Origin of the sequence: Kaistia adipata DSM 17808, from assembly GCF_000423225.1 — a bacterium.
In the GTDB taxonomy this organism is placed as follows: Bacteria; Pseudomonadota; Alphaproteobacteria; order Rhizobiales; family Kaistiaceae; genus Kaistia; species Kaistia adipata.
Genome location: NZ_KE383991.1, coordinates 650697 through 669124, shown reverse-complemented (window position 1 = coordinate 669124; position 18428 = coordinate 650697). Strand labels below are relative to the sequence as shown.

The 18428-nt window shown below is 66.1% G+C and carries 18 protein-coding genes; 5 read left to right on the top strand and 13 right to left on the bottom strand.

What is annotated here, in order from left to right; translation table 11 throughout:
- Positions 1-11 precede the first annotated feature (11 nt).
- Positions 12-1826, top strand: a complete 1815-nt coding sequence (locus G539_RS25115; protein WP_051231513.1) for a cation:proton antiporter domain-containing protein — start codon at positions 12-14, stop codon at positions 1824-1826.
- Here G539_RS25115 and G539_RS0116075 read toward each other — a convergent pair.
- The 5 genes from G539_RS0116075 to G539_RS0116055 form a co-directional block, all read right to left on the bottom strand.
- The gene (locus tag G539_RS0116075; protein WP_029076105.1) at positions 1819-2547 is read right to left on the bottom strand and encodes an SDR family oxidoreductase; all 729 of its coding nucleotides are present in this window, start codon (positions 2545-2547) and stop codon (positions 1819-1821) included. The genes G539_RS25115 and G539_RS0116075 overlap by 8 nt on opposite strands.
- A 248-nt stretch (positions 2548-2795) precedes the next feature.
- Positions 2796-3689 (bottom strand): carbohydrate ABC transporter permease, encoded by an 894-nt coding sequence (locus tag G539_RS0116070; protein WP_029076104.1) that lies wholly within the window; start codon positions 3687-3689, stop codon positions 2796-2798.
- Positions 3690-3700: 11 nt separating this feature from the next.
- A complete protein-coding gene (locus tag G539_RS0116065) occupies positions 3701-4597 on the bottom strand; it encodes a carbohydrate ABC transporter permease (protein WP_425402360.1) in 897 nt (298 codons plus the stop codon).
- Between the two features lie 107 nt (positions 4598-4704).
- Complete coding sequence (locus tag G539_RS0116060; RefSeq protein WP_029076102.1) at positions 4705-6018, bottom strand: ABC transporter substrate-binding protein; 1314 nt, start codon at positions 6016-6018, stop codon at positions 4705-4707.
- Positions 6019-6105: 87 nt separating this feature from the next.
- Positions 6106-7167 (bottom strand): ABC transporter ATP-binding protein, encoded by a 1062-nt coding sequence (locus tag G539_RS0116055; protein ID WP_029076101.1) that lies wholly within the window; start codon positions 7165-7167, stop codon positions 6106-6108.
- A 356-nt stretch (positions 7168-7523) separates the two neighbouring features.
- Here G539_RS0116055 and G539_RS27120 point away from each other — a divergent pair, with 356 nt between their 5' ends.
- A complete protein-coding gene (locus G539_RS27120) occupies positions 7524-8501 on the top strand; it encodes a YbaY family lipoprotein (RefSeq protein WP_169516658.1) in 978 nt (325 codons plus the stop codon).
- Positions 8502-8521: 20 nt separating this feature from the next.
- Here the strand turns inward: G539_RS27120 and G539_RS0116045 are convergent, their stop codons facing one another.
- The 5 genes from G539_RS0116045 to G539_RS0116025 form a co-directional block, all read right to left on the bottom strand.
- Positions 8522-8974, bottom strand: a complete 453-nt coding sequence (locus G539_RS0116045; protein ID WP_029076099.1) for a GNAT family N-acetyltransferase — start codon at positions 8972-8974, stop codon at positions 8522-8524.
- A gap of 113 nt (positions 8975-9087) precedes the next feature.
- Positions 9088-10299, bottom strand: coding sequence for an NADP-dependent isocitrate dehydrogenase (locus G539_RS0116040; RefSeq protein ID WP_029076098.1), 1212 nt, complete (start codon positions 10297-10299; stop codon positions 9088-9090).
- Between the two features lie 186 nt (positions 10300-10485).
- Complete coding sequence (locus tag G539_RS0116035; RefSeq protein ID WP_169516657.1) at positions 10486-11757, bottom strand: glycosyltransferase family 2 protein; 1272 nt, start codon at positions 11755-11757, stop codon at positions 10486-10488.
- 47 nt (positions 11758-11804) lie between these two features.
- The gene (locus G539_RS26325; protein ID WP_029076096.1) at positions 11805-12707 is read right to left on the bottom strand and encodes a glycosyltransferase family 2 protein; all 903 of its coding nucleotides are present in this window, start codon (positions 12705-12707) and stop codon (positions 11805-11807) included.
- Complete coding sequence (locus G539_RS0116025; protein ID WP_029076095.1) at positions 12704-13267, bottom strand: HdeD family acid-resistance protein; 564 nt, start codon at positions 13265-13267, stop codon at positions 12704-12706. Before G539_RS0116025 ends, G539_RS26325 begins: the two co-directional genes overlap by 4 nt.
- Before the next feature lie 135 nt (positions 13268-13402).
- On the opposite strand from G539_RS0116025, the gene G539_RS0116020 reads away from it, so the two are divergent.
- Genes G539_RS0116020 through G539_RS0116010 form a run of 3 tightly spaced genes read left to right on the top strand, consistent with a single transcriptional unit; the run spans position 13403 to position 16193 of the window.
- On the top strand, positions 13403-14212 hold the full coding sequence (locus G539_RS0116020; RefSeq protein ID WP_084640114.1) for an RNA methyltransferase: 810 nt from the start codon (positions 13403-13405) through the stop codon (positions 14210-14212).
- Complete coding sequence (gene murI / locus G539_RS25105) at positions 14209-15003, top strand: glutamate racemase (protein ID WP_035831479.1); 795 nt, start codon at positions 14209-14211, stop codon at positions 15001-15003. The genes G539_RS0116020 and murI overlap by 4 nt, the downstream gene beginning before the upstream one ends.
- Positions 15000-16193: a glycosyltransferase family 87 protein gene (locus G539_RS0116010; RefSeq protein WP_029076093.1), complete on the top strand. Its 1194-nt coding sequence runs from the start codon at positions 15000-15002 to the stop codon at positions 16191-16193. Before murI ends, G539_RS0116010 begins: the two co-directional genes overlap by 4 nt.
- Here G539_RS0116010 and G539_RS25100 read toward each other — a convergent pair.
- The 3 genes from G539_RS25100 to G539_RS25090 are packed head-to-tail and all read right to left on the bottom strand — an operon-like array spanning position 16132 to position 18412.
- A complete protein-coding gene (locus G539_RS25100; RefSeq protein ID WP_156911999.1) occupies positions 16132-16590 on the bottom strand; it encodes a GtrA family protein in 459 nt (152 codons plus the stop codon). The genes G539_RS0116010 and G539_RS25100 overlap by 62 nt on opposite strands.
- Positions 16587-17438: a ChbG/HpnK family deacetylase gene (locus tag G539_RS25095; RefSeq protein WP_035831477.1), complete on the bottom strand. Its 852-nt coding sequence runs from the start codon at positions 17436-17438 to the stop codon at positions 16587-16589. The genes G539_RS25100 and G539_RS25095 overlap by 4 nt, the downstream gene beginning before the upstream one ends.
- Positions 17435-18412 carry a glycosyltransferase family 2 protein gene (locus G539_RS25090; RefSeq protein ID WP_035831475.1) on the bottom strand — a complete coding sequence of 326 codons (978 nt, stop codon included), beginning with the start codon at positions 18410-18412 and terminating at the stop codon, positions 17435-17437. The genes G539_RS25095 and G539_RS25090 overlap by 4 nt, the downstream gene beginning before the upstream one ends.
- Positions 18413-18428 lie beyond the last annotated feature (16 nt).

Here is an 18428-nt window from a genome sequence, read left to right as displayed (position 1 = left end):
GGGATTACGCGATGGAACACGCCGCGGCAGGCAGGGAACTTCTGGTCTTCCTGGTTGCCGCGGGCATCATCGTGCCCCTGTTCCAATATCTGAAGCTCGGCGTGGTGCTGGGCTTCCTGATCGCCGGCATCGCGGTCGGGCCCGGCGGCCTCGGCCATCTCGCCGAGCACTGGCCGATTCTCGGCTATGCCGCGATCTCGGACGTGTCGCGGCTGCAGACGCTGGGCGAGCTCGGCGTTCTCTTCCTGCTGTTCACGATCGGGCTGGAGCTCTCCTTCGCGCGGCTGAAGGCGATCGGGCGGCTGATGGTCAGCGTCGGCGGCCTGCAGGTCGTGCTGGCGACGGCCGCCATTTACGCGCTCGCCGCGTCGATCGGCTATCAGTTCGACGACTCGCTCGTTCTCGGCATGGCCCTCTCGCTGTCGTCGACCGCCATCGTCACCCAGTCGCTGATCGAGCGGCAGCGACTGAGCACGCCGGCGGGCCGGGCGACGCTCGGCGTCCTGATCCTGCAGGACCTGACCGTCGTTCCGATCGTCATCGTCGTGGGTATTCTCGGCACGGCGGGCGCGACGGGCGGCGCCAAGATCGGTTTGGCTCTGGTGCAGGGCATCGGCATCGCCGCCGCCGTGGTCGTGCTGGTGCTGGCGCTCGGCCGTTTCCTGATCCGGCCGCTGATGCGGCTGGCGGGATCGACCGGCAACCGCACCCTCCTGATCGCGATCACCCTGCTGATCATCGTCGGCGCGGGCGCGCTGACCTCGGCTGCGGGGCTGTCCTCGGCGCTCGGCGCGTTCCTGGCCGGGCTGCTGCTTAGCGAAAGTGAGTATCGGCACCAGCTCGACGTCGATGTCGAGCCGTTCAAGGACCTGCTGCTCGGCCTGTTCTTCATGACGGTCGGCATGACCATCGACCTGTCGATCGTCGTCGAGCAATGGGCTTTCGTGCTGGCGGCGCTCGTCGTGCTGATCTTCGTCAAGATGCTGACGGCCTATGTCGCGGCGCGGGGCAACCGGCTGGAGGCGTCCGTCGCCGTCGAGATGGCCTTCCTGCTCGCCGGGGCGGGCGAGTTCGCCTTCGTCATGTTCGCGCTCGCCTATAGCGGCAAGGTGATCGACGCCGACGTGGCCCATTTCGCGACGACGGTCGCCGCGCTCTCGATGATGTTCACGCCGCTGCTCGGCGTCGTCGGCGGCCGGCTCGGCCGTCGCATGGAGGTGCGCAATCAGGCGCAGACGCATGGCATCCATGGCGACGTCGACTTTGCCGATCATGTCATCATCGGCGGCTATGGCCGTTTCGGCAGCATGGTGGCCCACATGCTCCGCACGGAGGGCATTCCCTTCGTCGCGCTCGATCTCGACGTGTCGCATGTCGAGCGGGCCAAGCGGGACGGGCATCCGGTGTTCTATGGCGATGCGACGCGGGCCGAGATCCTGGCCAGGCTGGGCGGCGACCGGGCGGCCGCCTTCGTCGTGACGCCGGACAGCGGCAATGTCGCGGAGAAGATGATCGCCGCCGTGCGGCGGCGCTGGCCGGAGGCCGCGGTGCACGCGCGCGCCCGCAGCGTGCCGCATGCCCGCGTCCTGCTCAATCTCGGCGCCACCCATGTCGTTCCCGAGGCGCTGGAGGCGAGCCTCCAGCTCTCCGGCGAGTTGCTGTCCGGAATGGGCCTGCCGGATAGCGAGATCGACCTGCGGCTGAGCCGGGCGCGCGAGATCGTCCGCGCAAGGCTGAGGAGCGGCGCGGATCTCGATTTCATCGGCCCCAGGCAGCCGAAGGTCGACGGCCTGGAGGCCGATGCGCCGGGCGAGCCGCCTAGTTGACCATGAAGCCGCCGTCGACCGGCAGCGTCACGCCGTTCACCATCGAGGCGCGGTCGGAGAGCAGATAGGCGATCGCCTCGGCGACCTCGCGCGGCTCGATGAAGCGGCCGAGCGGAATGCGCTGGAGCATCGGGTCGGCCTTGGCCGGGTCGCTCCAGGCCTTCACCGCCATCGGGGTCAGCGTCACGCAGGGATTGACGGCGTTGACGCGGATGCCCTTGCGGCCGAGCTCGTTCGCCATCACCGTGGTCAGGCCGTCGAGGCCGCCCTTCGAGGCGCAATAGGCGGCGTGGTCGGCGAAGCCGATCCAGGAGGAGAGCGACGAGACGTTGACGATCGCGCCCTTGATGCCGCGCTCGATCATGCTGCGCGCCGTCTCCTGCGCGATCACCGCCGCGGACACCACGTTGACCGTGTAGAGATGGTTGAAGCTCTCGACGCTGGTCTCGAGGAACGGCTCGAGGACGGTCGTGCCGGCGCAGTTGACGAGGAGGTCGATCGGCTGGGCCGCCCGGGCGGCGACGCGAGCCGCGACGGGATCGGCGAGGTCGACCGCGATCGTCTCGCAGCCGATCTGCTCGGCGAGGCTCGCCAGGTCGTTCGGGTCGCGCGAGAGCGCGACGACGCGGGCGCCATATTCCGCCATGAGCTCCGCCGTCGCGCGGCCGATGCCCTTGCCCGCGCCCGTGACGAGAACGCGCTTCCCCGAAAACTCCGACATGATGATCCTCCCGATCCGATGGCCGAGCCTAGCGCGAAGGCGGGCCGGAACGCCACGCCGCAGATGCGGGGCGGCGGCCAGGAGCCACCGTCGGCCCCCATGATTTTGTCGCGTCGCCGATGCCGCTGCCAGGGAGGGCATTCGCGGCGCGTGGGTCCCGGTGAGGGGACGGAATAAAATCGGCCGCCGCGGCTTTCGCTGCGGCGGCCGGATAGTCTGTCGCGGGAAGGTCGTGACCGGAGGCCGGCCTATTCCTTCACGGCGCCCGTCATCGACGAGACGTAGTAGTCGACGAAGAACGAATAGAGGATGACCACCGGCAGCGAACCGAACAGCGCACCGGCCATCAGCGCTCCCCATTCGAACACGTCGCCGCGAACCAGTTCGGTCAGCACGCCGACCGGGATCGTCTTGTTCTCGGACGATTGGATGAAGGTCAGCGCATAGATGAACTCGTTCCACGACAGCGTGAAGGCGAAGATTCCGGCCGAGATCAGGCCGGGGACGGCGAGCGGCAGGATGACCTTGACGAGGATCTGCCAGCGCGACGCGCCATCGACCAGGGCGCTCTCCTCCAGCTCGAAGGGGATCGAGCGGAAATACCCCATCAGCAGCCAGGTGCAGAACGGGATGAGGAAGGTGGGGTAGGTGAAGATGAGCGCCAGCTTGCTGTCGAACATGCCGAACTGGAAGACGATGACGGCCAGCGGGATGAACAGGATCGACGGCGGCACGAGATAGGCCAGGAAGATCAGCAGGCCGGCCGGCCGCGAGCCGGTGAAGCGCACCCGCTCGATCGAGTAGGCCGCGAAGACGGCCGCCGCGAGCGAGAGCACCGTCGAGCCGATGGCGACCAGCATCGTGTTCAAGAGCCATCCCGGATAGGACGTGTCGAACAGCAGGTATTTGATGTGGTCGAGCGTCGGGCTGACGACCCAGAACGGGCTGTATTCGGAGTAGTTCGTCAGCTGCTGGTTCGGCTTCACCGCGGTGATCGCCATCCAGTAGAACGGGAACAGCAGGACGAACACGAACACGGCCAGCGGCAGGTAGATCGTCACCACCCGGCGCGGCAGCCGGTTCAGGTAGCTCATGCCTTCGGCGTTGTCGTTCAGGACGTCCTGATCGGATGAGATTGCCATGGGGTGTCTCCTCAATCCTGGCCGCCCTGCTGCCACTTCCGCCTCTGCAGGCCGAAGAAGCTGAACAGGATCGCCGCGAGCAGGAACGGGATCATGGCCACGGCGATCGCCGCGCCTTCACCCAGCTGGCCGCCGGGAATGCCGCGCTGGAACGAGAGCGTGGCCATCAGATGGGTCGCGTTCACGGGGCCGCCCTTGGTGAGTACGTAGATGAGCTGGAAATCGGTGAAGGTGAACAGCACCGAGAAGGTCATGACAACCGCGATGATCGGGGTCAGCATCGGCAGCGTGACGAGCCGGAAGCGCTGCCAGCTGGTGGCGCCGTCGAGCGAGGCGGCCTCTTGCAGGGAGGGCGAGATCGTCTGCAGGCCGGCGAGCAGCGAGATGGCGATGAAGGGGATGCCGCGCCAGACATTGGCCGCGATCACCGAGATGCGGGCATTGGTCGGGTCGCCGAGGAAGTTGATCGGGGCGTCGATCCAGCCGAGCTGCATCAGCGACCACGAGATGATCGAGAACTGCGCGTCGAAGATCCACCAGAAGGCGAGCGCCGACAGCACCGTCGGCACGACCCAGGGCAGCAGCACGATGGCACGGAAGAAGGACTTGAACGGCAGGTGCTCGTTCAGGATCAGGGCGAGCCACAGGCCGAGCGCGAATTTCAGAACGGACGCGATCAGCGTGTAGAAGACGGTGTTGAACACCGAGGTCCAGAACACCGGGTCGTGCCAGAGATACCAGTAGTTCTCAAGGCCGATGAACACGCCGCTTCGGCCGATCTTGGCATCGGTGAAGCCGAGCCAGACGCCGAGTCCGAGCGGGTAGGTCAGGAAGCAGATCAGGAACGCCGCCGCCGGCAGCATGAAGAGCAGCCCCGTCGCATTCCGGCTCTGGAGCCAGTCCGTCATGCGGGCCTTCGGGGGGGGGATGGATTGGGAACTCATGGACAACTCCGCGCCCGGGCATCGATCGGGTGGTTTCCCGCCGCATGGGCGGCGGGAAACCGGGGTGCCGCCTAGACGCGGTAGTAGCGCAGGGCGCGACGTTCGGCCTGGGCGATCGCGTCTTCCGGCGACATCTGGCCGGTGACGGCGGTCGCGAACATGTCGACCAGGACATAGTCGGCCATGGTTGCGGCCGAGGCGGTGCCGAGCGGGCCGGCATAGCCGTTCGGACGCAGCGAGGCCGACGCCTTGGCATAGGCCTCGTGGATCGGGTTGCTGGTCCAGACCGGATTGGAGGCGAAGGCCTTGAGCGGCTGGCAGCAATAGGCGCTGGCGCCCTCGATCCAGTCGTTCATGTTGTCCGCCTGGTACATGAACTGCAGATAGGCCTTGGCCGCTTCCGGATACTTCGTGTGCTTGAAGATCGAGAGCGTCGATGCCTGGTGCAGCTCGACGGATTCGCCGACCGGGCCGATCGGCAGGTTGACCGAGCGCATGTCCTCGGCGATTTCCTTCATCGCCGGGTCCTTGATGGCGGCATAGTAGACCGAGACGCCGTTGGCGGTCAGCGACACCTGGCCGGCCAGGAAGGCGCGGTTGTTGTTGACGTCCTGCCAGCTTTCCGTGCCCGGGATGAAGGTCTTGTAGAGCTCCTGCGCATAGCGGACGGCGGCGAGCGTTTCCGGGCTGTTGAGGACGACGTTGCCGCCTTCGTCAATCATCTTGCCGCCATGGCTCCAGAGCAGCCAGTGGGCATAGTTGTTGCCGTCGCCGACGGCCTTGCCATGCGGGAAGCCGGCCGGCGTGCCCTTGGCCTGGAGGGCCTTGCAGAGCTCGAGGAAGCCGGCGGTGTCCTTCGGGAACTCATTGAAGCCGGCAGCCTTCATGTGGCTGTCGCGATAGACGATCGCGTTGCCGATCGCGCAGAGCGGCAGGGCGATGAACTTGCCGTCACGCTTGGCATAGCCCTCGAGGCCCGGATACCAGCCGCCATGCGCGCTGCCGAGATATTCGCCGAGCTCGGTCAGGTCGACCAGCTTGTCGGGATATTGCTGCGGGTCGTCGAACCAGCTCATCACCATGTCGGGGCCCGAGCCGATATTGGCGGCGACGGCGGCCTTCGGGCGGACGTCTTCCCAGCTCTCCTTGTCGATCCGGACCTGGACACCCGTGGCCTCGGTGAACTTGCGCGTGTTCTCGAGCCAGGCCGCTTCCTCGCCGGCGACGAACGGAACCCAGCGCAGCAGGCGCAGCGACGCGCCTTCTTCCGGCTTGTAGACCGGGGCGTTCTGCGCGAAGGCCCGGTTGGTGCCGAGGCCGCCGAAACCGGCCGCGGCGACGAGGCCGGCGGACGAAGCGAGAAAATGACGTCTGTTCAAGGTCATGGGTGTCCTCCTCCTGTGATGCGGAAATCTCCTGCTTAACGCAGGACGCCGTTCCGACACGGCGCGTGCCTCGGATGTTGACGATCTCTAGAGGCGAAGTCCGGTTGTCTCGTCGAAGATGTGAATGGCGGCCGCGTCGATGCCGATATGCAGCGTGTCGCCCGGCCTGGCCGCGATGCGCTCGTGGAAGACGCAGGTCACCTCGGTGCCGGCCAGCTTGGCGATGATCTGGGTTTCGGCGCCGGTCGGCTCGATGACCACGACCTCGGCCGGGATGCCGGCGGGGTCGAGCCGCATGAATTCCGGACGCATGCCGTAGACGAGCGGGCGGTCGGGGCTGGCGTCGATCGGCTTGCCGACCGGCAGTTTCGTGCCGTCCTTCGCCACGAAGCTCAGGGGATCGCTCGGATCGATGCACCCGCTGATCATGTTCATCGAGGGCGAGCCGATGAAGCCGGCGACGAAGAGATTGGCCGGCCGATCGTAGAGCTCCAGCGGTGCGCCGATCTGCTCGACGCGGCCGTCATGCATGACGACGATCTTGTCGGCCATGGTCATGGCCTCGATCTGGTCATGCGTCACATAGACGGTCGTGGTCTTCAGGCGCTGGTGCAGTTCCTTGATCTCGGCGCGCATGGCGACGCGGAGCTTGGCGTCGAGGTTCGACAACGGTTCGTCGAAGAGGAAGACCTGCGGATCGCGGACGATGGCGCGGCCCATGGCGACGCGCTGGCGCTGGCCGCCGGAGAGCTGACGCGGATAGCGCTCGAGCAGGTGGGTGAGGCCGAGGATTTCCGCCGCCGGCTTGACGCGGGCGTCGATGACGGCCTTGCTCTCGCCCTTCAGCGTCAGCGAGAAGGCCATGTTGTCGGCGACGGTCATATGCGGGTAAAGCGCATAGTTTTGGAAGACCATCGCGATGTCGCGCTCCTTGGGCGGCACGCGGTTGACGACCTTGTCGCCGATTCGGATCTCGCCGGCGGAAATGTTCTCCAGCCCGGCCAGCATGCGCAGCAATGTCGACTTGCCGCAACCGGAAGGACCGACAAGAATAACGAACTCGCCGTCTTCGATCTGAACGTCGACGCCCTTGATGATCGGCTGGCTGCCGAAAGACTTCCTGACGTTCACGAACTCAACTGACGCCATACACATCCTCCCAGAACTTAAACTGACGTCGCCTTGGACGGATCCTGGCGCTGTGGTGATCCATCGCCGGTCCGGCGCGCTCGCAGAGCCGCCGGGGCCGGATGCCTGGCTGGCATTCCGGCGCGCCTCGCGATGTGATGGTGATCCTTGATGCGCACCCGCAGGCTCCTCCCCGAGGTGCGGCATCGTTGGCAAGGTTGCGGAAGGGGTTATTCCGGAAGAGATCGGCGAACCGTCACCCGATCTATTCACCTGGACAGGGCGCTGGCCGAGATGTCAGCCGTGTTGGCCGCACTCAGACGTCATGGCGTTTCCCTGTCAGCAACAACCTCCGATCGTCGCGAATGCGACGGAGCATGTCACGCGTTCATCAAGGACAGTTTTTTCTCCCGCTGAAGCTAGTTGTCTCTAGCTTGATTGGAAGGCTATGCAATGTTTTCTACTCGGTCAATATGATACGGTCTGGCAGTAATGTTGTGGGCCTGCATCATATATTTATTGCGATGCAGCATATGAGCGTTTCCTTGGAGTGTCGGGTGATGATCCCTCGCAAAATGGATTTTGCACGCTGTGGACATTGTGCGGTCGCGCTGGCGCTGGCGGTGCTGTTGGCGCTGCTCGCGGGCCTGGTCGCGATGCCGGCCAGCGCCGCGACGCGCACCCTGCACGGATCGATCCTCTATCGCGAACGCATCGCCCTGCCGCCCGACGCGCGGGTCGAGGTGCAACTCCTGGACGTGTCGCTCGCCGACGCTCCTTCCCGGGTGATCGCGCAGACCACGTTCCGGCCGCGCGGCCAGGTGCCGATCGCCTTTCGCCTGCGCTTCGATGACGACAAGCTGAGGCCGCGCCACAGCTATGCGCTGCGCGCCACGATCTCCGCCGGCGGCAAGCTCTGGTTCACCTCGACGAGCCGGCATGCGGTCGAGATCGGCGGACCCGACCGGATCGACATTCCGCTTCAGCGCGTCGCCGGGCAGGGCATGGAGCGGCCCTCGCGCGGGCCGGTCGGGCGCTGGCTCGCCGAGGATATCCGCGGCGGCGGCGTGATGGACTATCTGCAGACGGAGCTGGTGATCCGGCGGGATGGGGGCGTCAGCGGCTCCGGCGGCTGCAACACCATAGGCGGCAGCGCGAAGATCCGCGGCGACAGCATCCGCTTCGGCCAGATCGTCAGCACGATGATGGCCTGCACGCCGGCGGCCATGAACCAGGAGCGCAAGTTCCTGGATGCGCTCAAGGACGTGCGCAGCTGGCGCATCGACGGCCCACGCCAGAAGCTGATCCTGAGCGACGGCCGCGGACGGCCGATCGTGGTGCTGGCGCGGATGTAGCCGACGGAGCCGCTATCGACTCACGGATCGAGAAGGCTGCGCCGGTAGCTGACGAAACCGAGATGGGCCGCGAGCTTGTCATAGAGGCGCCGCGCCGTGGCGTTGTCGGTGTGCGTGAGCCAGTGCAGCCGGTCGCAGCCGCGATCGCGCGCCTGCTGCGCGACGGCCTCGATCAGCGCGCCGCCAATGCCGCCGCCACGATCGCCGGGGCTGACGAACAGGTCTTCCAGATAGCAGGAGTGTCCGGCCAGCCAGGTCGAGCGGTGCAGGATCGCGTGGGCGAAGCCGACCAGGCGTCCGTCGCGCTCGGCGCCGAGGGCGAACATCGGCTCGGCGGGATCGTGGAGCCGCGTCCAGGTGAGATCGGTGATTTCGGGAGCGAGCGCTCTCTCATAGAAGTCGAGATAGCCCTGCCACAGGGAGAGCCACGCCGCGTGGTCTGCGGGGGCGAGCGGACGGATGACGACGTTCATGCGGGCGTCCTGCTCATATGCGGCCCGGTGGGGCGCAGTGAAGGCGAGGGGACAAGGGCGGCGAACCGCCCTTGTCCGAAGGCAACAGGGAGCGGGGCTCCCGGACGGCTTGGTTATGCCATCGCCTTGGTCAGGTTCTCGCTGACCTTGTCGAGGAAGCCGGTGGTCGAGAGCCACTTCTGGTCAGGACCGACGAGCAGCGCGAGGTCCTTGGTCATGTCGCCGGCCTCGACGGTATCGACGCAGACCTTCTCGAGCGTCAGCGCGAACTTGGCGAGCTCTTCGTTGTTGTCGAGCTTGGCGCGGTGGGCGAGGCCACGGGTCCAGGCGAAGATCGAGGCGATCGAGTTGGTCGACGTCTCCTTGCCCTTCTGGTGCTCGCGGTAGTGACGCGTCACGGTGCCGTGGGCGGCTTCCGCCTCGACGGTCTTGCCGTCCGGCGTCATCAGCACGGAGGTCATCAGGCCGAGCGAGCCGAAGCCCTGGGCGACCGTGTCGGACTGGACGTCGCCGTCATAGTTCTTGCACGCCCAGACATAACCACCCGACCACTTCAGCGCCGACGCGACCATGTCGTCGATCAGGCGGTGCTCGTAGGTGATGCCGGCGGCCTTGAACTTGTCGGCGAACTCGTTGTCGAACACTTCCTGGAACAGGTCCTTGAAGCGGCCGTCATAGGCCTTGAGGATCGTGTTCTTGGTCGACAGGTAGACCGGATACTTGCGGTTGAGGCCGTAGTTCATCGAGGCGCGGGCGAACTCGCGGATCGATTCGTCGAGGTTGTACATCGCCATGGCGACGCCGGCGCCCGGGAACTTGAAGACTTCCTTCTCGATGACGGTGCCGTCCTCGCCCTCGAACTTGATCGTCATGCGGCCCTTGCCGGGGACGAGGAAGTCGGTCGCCTTGTACTGGTCGCCGAAGGCATGACGGCCGACGATGATCGGCTGCGTCCAGCCCGGAACCAGGCGCGGCACGTTCTTGCAGATGATCGGCTCGCGGAAGATCACGCCGCCGAGGATGTTGCGGATCGTGCCGTTCGGCGACTTCCACATCTCCTTGAGGTTGAACTCCTTCACGCGCGCCTCGTCCGGCGTGATCGTGGCGCACTTGACGCCGACGCCGACGCGCTTGATCGCCTCGGCCGCGTCGATCGTCACCTGGTCGTTGGTGGCGTCGCGATGCTCGATCCCCAGGTCGAAGTACTGCAGGTCGAGATCGAGGTAGGGATGGATCAGCTTGTCCTTGATGTTCTGCCAGATGATCCGGGTCATCTCGTCGCCGTCGAGCTCAACGACGGGATTGGCTACCTTGATCTTCGCCATGGAGGATTGCCTCGCTTCCGGGTTTGACGGCGCTGCCTGCCGGCGGAAGAAGCCGCCAGCGCCAGGGCGCCGAGGATGGTGCGGGCTTCCCTATAGCATCGCACTCAGGACGCGCAAAGGCGGGAAGGGCGGGGCGTGGCCCAACGCCCCATCGAACATCCCAGCGGCATTTGGAGACCGCTTTTTTTAGTCGCGCGCGATACGCAATTTCCGGGCTAGGCGCTTCACGCGCTCCTTGAGACGGTGAAGGTGAAGGGGATGAAGGAACCATCGAACACGGTATGGAATGCTGCCACCGTAGCGCTGCCTGAGGATCTCGTTCAACGTGTCCCTGGGCAGGTGATTTGCCAGCTGGTGCAGCGTGTGCTTCTCCCCAAAGGTCTGGGCGAGGATTCCGATCTGTTCGCCGATGAAAGTGGCAAACTCTTCCGTGGTTCCGCCTTGTCGCTTCTGTCCCAAGTCCACCAATATGAACAGCGAGTCCCAGAAGCGCTTCTCGCCGATCCGCCAAGCGAAGTCCTGCGTATTGGCAACCAGGACTCGGATCATTTCTCGTGATCTCAGGGCTCCAAATTGAAGGGCGGGACCGCCATCCAGCTGCCAGCTCGCTAGGCTGGGCGTCGAGACGTAGAAATTTCCACCGTGGATCCGATAGGTGGAAAGCGGCAGGTCGATGATCGCCGAACCGCCAATCAGATGGCACAGCCGATTGTAGTGACCGTCTCCGGACAGCTTTAGAAGATCGATCGGATCGGCCAGTGGTGCCAGTAAGTCGAGCATGAAGCGGCGATACATGTTGGCGGTACCGGGTGACCAAAGCCAACCCGTGGTCGCCGGGCCGAGCATCATTGTGTTTTGCGACAACAGCTCGTAGGCCTCATCATCGACAGTTCCAAGCCGGGGAACGATGTCGGCCGCGCGCAGACCGTGACGTGGGGCGGTTTCCTTGATACCAGAGCGCTGTCGACGTCCATTGACAACAGCACCATCGGGACCGGTTTCGATCGTCGAGCAGGATGTGAAGGCTATATTCCGGGAGGCTGCCAGATGGGCCTGTATGTGCAGGGAGGCGAAGTTCGCAAGCAGCGTATCATCCGAATCCACGAAGGTGACGAATTCGCCCTTGGCGCTTTCCAGGCCGAGAAGCGCGCCACCGAGCGGACCCAGATTAACGTCGGAATGAACAACCCTAAAGCGAGGGTCCTCTTCGATTTGCTGCTGGATGATGTCGCGGCTGTTGTCTGTCGAGGCGTTGTCCACGACAATGACTTCGAAACGCGGGTAGTCTTGCGCCTTGATCGAAGCGATGGCGTTGCCGATGAAGTCGCCGTAGTTCCAGTTTCTGACGATGAATGAAACGAGTGGCAGTTGCATCTGGCCGGGCACGGCCAGACGTGAGGCAGGGATTCCGCCGAGCGTGAACTCGTTTCTGGCGCCCGCCCTGTTCTGAATATTCAACGTGATGGCCCCCCCGGCCGCTTGCATCAAGCCCCGAGATTGGCTTGCTATGTCTGGTTGGCCGTGAGCCCTGACGCACTCCGCTGGAGTTTGAACCATATTGCCTGCTCTTTATCGCTGGCGATGAAGGTTTGCCGGTGCGCTCGAAAATGCTGCAGACGTGGCGTAGCTGAACTGGTGTTCCGCCCATGGGAGCGGTAGGCCGACAGCGGAGCCTCAAGCAGAAGGGTGCCCAATCTCTTGTGGCTGAAGGGCGCTGCAGAAGCGTCGATGCAGTATTTCTGAGGTATCGGCGCGTTCAGCAGGGCGAAAAAATCGTGCAGTATCGTCGATCTGAATAGGTTGGCCGTTCCTGGATACCAAAACCATCTGGACTCCTTGCTCGATATCGAGGTTGCCGAAATCTTTCCGGGCAAGCTGCCCTCAACCTCGACTTCGATCTGCTGCCAATGAGCAGGCGGTTCGATCAGGTCTTTTCGCCAGTGAGGCAGGCTGCCCGCGATGACGCTGCCCTGGCTGTCAAGCTGGAATGCATCGCTCGTCGAGATTCCCGCGTTCTGGCTTACAAGGAGATGGGCCCGAACATGATGGCTGACGAAATGCGGGAAGAGCAGGTCGTCTGTGTCTAGAAAGCAGACGAACGCTCCGGCGACATCATGATGTCCAAAGATGTGATGCGCTGCGCCGAGCTGGCCCAGGTTTTCAGGAAGCCGGACTAAGCGGACCGCTGGATGTTGGGCGACGAAGGCTTCCATGAGCTCGGCGCTGCCGTCGGTTGAGGCATTGTCGAGAGCGATGATCTCGATCGCCGGATAATCCTGCGCGATTGCGGAATCGAGCGCAGCCTGAAGATAGTCGACATAGTTCCAGTTGATCACGATGATCGAGACAAGCGGCAACATCGCGTCGCCGCTCACCCCGTAGCGCAACCGCCACTCCCTCTCGTTCATGCCAGGCTGCGTTTGGCCGCCAGGGAGAGCGCGATGTAGCTCCAGCCGGTGAAGATCAGCGAGATGCCGGCGAGCGTGCCGGGTACCCAGAGGCCGGAGGTCGGATACTGCATCAGGATGAAGAAGCCGGCCAGGAAGGCGATGATGCCCGCCGCCAGGATCCAGCCCCAGCCGTCGAGCGGCTTGATGCGGAAGGACAGCGCGACCTGGAAGATGCCCTTGGCGAGGAACACCGAGGCGATGATGAGCGTCAGCGCGAAGCTGCCGAAGACGGGCGACATGTAGATGGCGATGCCGCCGATCAGCACGACGATGCCGACGACCAGCTGCCAGAGGAAGCCGCCCCAGCCCTTGACGCTGAAGGCCTGGAAGATCTGGAACACGCCGGCGATGACGAGCACCACCGCGAGGAAGATCGTGACGGCGACGCTGGAGACCAGCGGCATGCCGATCGCGAAGACGCCGCCGATCAGGAAGACGATGCCGAGAAACAGGAACCAGCCCCATTTGTCGCGGACCGCCGCAGAAAAGCTCTTGTTGGCTGCTGTGTCTGCCGGCATGGCGTCTACCCCCCTTGGGTCGTGAATACCGTGGCACTAGCGACTCATCCGTGTGTCGCTTTCCAAGCCGCAAATATAGCGCGACCACGCGCAATCAGCTAGGACATCCCTTTCTCCCACCGCCCCATGAGCGACATGTCTTCCCCTGAACTTCTCGTCGATGGCCCCGCCGTCATTCTCGTCGAACCCCAGCTGGGCGAGAATATCGGCACGGCCGCCCGCGCGATGGCCAATTTCGGCCTGCGCGACCTCCGCATCGTCAACCCGCGCGACGGCTGGCCGAACGAAAGCGCTCGTCGCGCCGCCAGCCGCGCCGACCATGTCTTCGATCGCATCCGCCTGTTCGATACGGTCGAGGCGGCGGTCGCCGATCTCGGTTATCTGGTCGCCACCACGGCGCGGTCGCGCGAATTGGCAAAGCCGGTGCGCGGCCCGGCCTCGGCCGCCGGCATCATGCGCGGCCACATGACGGCCGGCGTGAAGACCGGCGTGCTGTTCGGACGCGAGCGGATCGGCCTCACCAACGAGGAAATCTCGCTCGCCGACGAGATCGTGACGCTGCCGATCGATCCGCAGTTCGCCTCGCTCAACATCGCCCAGGCCGTGCTGATCGTCGCCTATGAGTGGCGCCGGAGCGGGCTCGAGACCGAGGAAGCGGGCCTGCGCTTCGCCATGCCGAACGACAGCCGGCCGGCCACCAAGCAGGAGCTGCTCGGCCTGTTCGAGCATCTGGAAGGCGCGCTCGACCAGGTCACCTTCTTCCGGCCGGTCGAGAAGCGCCCGGTCGTGGTGCAGACCCTGCGCGCCATGCTGCAGCGGGCGCAGTTCACCGAGGCCGACATCCGCACGCTGCGCGGCGTCATCGCGGCGCTGGAGAACCGGCCGACCCGCCCGCGCAAGCGGGCCGACGGCACCGAGACCACCAGCCGCGAGGCGGACGATTGAGCGCCAGGCTGCTGGTCTTCGATTCGGGTATCGGCGGCCTCTCGGTGCTGCGCGAGATCCGGCGGCAATTGCCGTCCGCCGAGATCGCCTATGTCGCGGACGATGCCGCCTTTCCCTATGGCGACTGGGAGGCGGGACCGCTTTCCGACCACATCGTCGCGCTGATGGGGCAATTGATCGAACGCCATCGTCCCGACGCGGTGGTGATCGCCTGCAACACGGCGTCGACGCTGGTGTTGCCGCCGCTGCGCGCCCGACACGCCATCCCGTTCATCGGCACCGTGCCGGCGATCAAGCCGGCGGCCGAACGCTCGAAAAGCGGCGTCGTCGGCGTGCTGGCGACGCCCGGTACGATGAAGCGCGACTATACGCGGGAACTGATCCGCAGCTTCGCCAATGGCTGCCATATCCGCCTCGTCGGCTCGTCCGAGCTGGCGCCGCTGGCGGAGGCGGTGATGCGCGGCGAGAGCGTCGCCGACGCGGCGATCCGCACCGAGATCGAACCGGCCTTCATCGAGGTCGACGGCCGGCGCACCGACACGATCGTGCTCGCCTGCACGCATTATCCGTTCCTGATCGACCGGCTCGAGCGCGTCGCGCCGTGGCCCGTGGAGTGGATCGATCCGGCCGAGGCGATCGCCCGGCGCGTGCTGTCGGTGCTCAAGCTGGCGCGCGAGGCGGACGGCGTGCCGATGCGGCCCGGACGGGCCTTTCTGACCTCGGGCCACGCATGGCCACGGCAACTGGCTCCCGTTCTCGCGGGCATGGGCCTGGAAGGCGATTTCTCATGACGATCGACAGCTCCGCCGGAAGGGCGGGGTTCGCCGTCGCGGAGCGGCCGCTCGACCGGCTGCTGCCGGTCGCTGGCTGGGCGGGACTCGGCATCTTCCTGCTGTTCAACCTCGTCGTCGTGGCGCTGGTGCTGGTCGATCCCGAGCGCCGCAGCGTCGTGCCGGTCTATCGCCTGGGCGCGCTTGGCTGGTGGCGGGGCGAGGACATCTTCGGCGGGGGCATCGCCGGCTTCCTCTACCTGCCGAGCTTCGCCGTCCTCTATACCCCCTTCGCCCTGCTCGGGGCGTCGCTCGGCGATGCCCTCTGGCGGGTGGTGTCGGTCGGGCTGCTCGCCTATGCGATCTGGTGGAGCGTTGGCCTGCTGCTTCCCGCCGTGGCGGGGCGCCGCAAGTGGCTCGTGCTGGGCGCGTGCCTGCTGCTGCTCGAGCCGAGCGGCTTCAGCGCGTTCCGCAACGGCCAGGCGACGGTGCTGCTGATGGCGCTGCTGATGCTCGGTTCGGTGGCGATCGTTGAAGAGCGCTGGTGGCGCTCGGCGCTGTTCCTCGGCCTCGCCTTCGCGATCAAGCCCCTGGCGCTGGTGTTGATGCTGCTCGTCGGCGTGCTCTATCCGAAGCTCGGCTGGCGCCTGGTCGTCGTGACGATCGGCTTCCTGCTGCTCCCCTTCGTCAATCCCGATCCCGCCGGCGTGGTCGATCTCTATCGGCTCGGGATCGCCAAGATCCTGGCCGCCGGCGATCCCGGCGACGGGCGCTGGGCGGATTTGACCGGTCTCCTGAACGCGCTCGGCATCTCGCTTTCCGATCGGGTCCTGACCGGGATCCGGCTCGTCTTCGCGCTGCTGTCGCTCGGCCTCGCCTTCGTGGCGCTGCGTCGGACGGGGCGCGACGCGCCGTTCCACATCCTCGCCATCGCCGTCGTCTATCTGATGCTGTTCAACCCGCGCACGGAATCGAACACCTATGTGATGTTCGGCTGCGTCGTCGCGATCTACGCGGCGGTGCTCTGGCATCGCGAGCGCCGCGCCGCGGAGAGCTGGTTCATGGTCGGCCTGTCGGTCGCCTTCGTCGTCGCGATCGCGACCTATCCGTACACGACGCTCTGGCTCAAGCCGCTGCTCTGCCTCGCCTTCATTCCGTTCCTGGCGTGGCGTTGCTGGACGCCGCCGGTGGAGCGGACGCTGCCGGCCTGACGCCGCCGAAGGCGAAGAGGCGGTAGCCGAGATAGGAGAGGAGCGTCGCCACCGCCGTGCCGGCGACGAGCGCCCGCAGCGGCGTCGCGCCGGACCACGCCGCGAGCACCGCCGCATAGACGGCGTAGTTCACCGCGACGGAGAGCGAGGCGACCGAGGCATAGCGCAGGAACTCGCCGAGGCGCGGCGGCCCTGGGGCCCGGAAGGTCCAGGTGCGGTTGGCCAGCCAGCCCACGACCATGGCGCAGGCGATGGCGACAAGCCGCGCGAGATAGGGATCCGCGCCGAGCTGCACGAGCAGGCTCAGGATCGCCGCGTCGACGGCGAAGGCGCTCAGGCCCGCGACGCCGAAGGCGGCGACGTGGCGGAGCTTGCCGGCCAGCGTCGCCGCCGTCATGCCGGCCACCGGATCCGGCCGGAGCCGTCGCGCTCGAGGCGCAGGATCCGCTCGGCCGGAAACGCCTTCAGCGCATCCAGCTCGTCGCGGCGCCGTTCGAACAGCGGATCGAGCGGGCGCAGGATCTCGTCGGGATAGCCTGGATGGCACATGACCAGCTGGCGTGGACCCGGTGCGCGCAGGAAGTCGGTCATTTCCCGATCAAAGGGCACGGCCCGGTCAAAGCGGGAGAAGCCGGAGAAGCCGTCATTGGTCGGCAGGCCGAGGCGGCGGGCCTCGGCGGCGAGGCCGCGCGCCAGCCAGGCGACGCCGAGCGCCTTCACCAACGAACGCCGCCGCGCGAGGATGCGGAGCGGGTTGTCGCCGGGATCGCGCACCAGCGGCGGCGCGTGCCGATAGCGGCGGGCCAGCGCGGCGAGCAGGGCCGGGCGGACGAGCGGCAGGACATGGACGTGGTGATGGCCGTCGACGAAATCGGGCGGCGCGCCGGCGATCGCCTCGAAGCGGTCGAGCTGCCGGTCGATCTCGGAGGTGATTTCGCCCGCATCGGCCGAGCCGTCCCGCGTCCGCCGCATCATGGCGCCGATGCCGTCGAACCGGCCCAGGGGCAGGGTGCGCGGCATGGCGCCGAGCGGGGCGCCGGTCGTCAGGTTCAGATGCAGGCCGATGGCGGCCTGGCGGCGCAGGCCGGCGACGGCTTCGCGCGCCTGGAGCCAGCCCGGTTCGGTGGTCATCGCGCCGGTCGCCGAGAGCCGGCCGGCCTCGATCAGCTCGGCGATGCCGCGCGAGACGCCGGGCGACAGCGCATAGTCGTCCGCGCAGAGAAGGACGCGGCCGGCCGTCATCATGCGATGCGCCGCACGCGGGGCTCGGTCTGCTGTTCGGGGGCGCCGCCGATCGTCTCCTCGACGAGGAAGAGCGGCCGCCCCTTCACCTCGTCATAGATGCGGGCGACATATTCGCCGAGCACGCCGAGCGAGATCAGCTGCACGCCCGAAAACACCATGATCGAGACGACCAGGGTGGGAAAGCCCGGCACGTCGGCGCCGAAGATCAGCGTGCGGATCATGAAGGCGGCGGCGTAGAGGATGGCGAAGGCCGAGATCACCAGGCCGAGATAGGACCAGACCTTGAGCGGCACGGACGAGAACGAGACGATGCCGTCCACGGCGAAGCGGGCGAGCGAGCGGAAGCGCCAGCTCGACTGGCCCGCGCTGCGGTCGCCGACGACGAAGGGCACCGTCGTCGAGCGGAAGCCGATCCAGGCATAGAGCCCCTTGCTGAAGCGCGTGCGCTCGCCGAGCTGGTTCATCGCGTCGACGGCTTGGCGGTCCATCAGCAGGAAATCGACCGCGCCGGCGGGAATGCGCGGGCGGGCGATGGCGCTGAACAGCCCGTGGAAGGCTTTCGAATAGAAGCGGCGCAGCGGCGATTGCGTTTCCTTGTCGATCCGCTTGCCGAAGACGATCTTGTAGCCGGCGCGCCAGTTCTCGACGAAGGAGGCGATGACCTCTGGCGGATGTTCGAGATCGCCATCCATCAGGATGACGGCGTCGCCCTTGGCATGGCGCAGGCCGGCGGCGATCGCCGTTTCCTTGCCGAAATTGCGCGACAGCGCCAGGCCCTGGAACCGCCCGTCGGCGGCGTTGAGCGCGCGGATCGCCGCGCGGGTCTCGTCGCCGGAACCGTCATCGACGAACAGGATGGTCCAGGTGATTCCGCGAATGGAGTCGATCGCCGCGCGGAGCTGCTGAGCGAAGTTCGGAAGGCCGGCCGCTTCGTTGAAGACCGGTACGACAATGGTAACCTGCGATGACGGCACAGCGAATGCTTGAAGT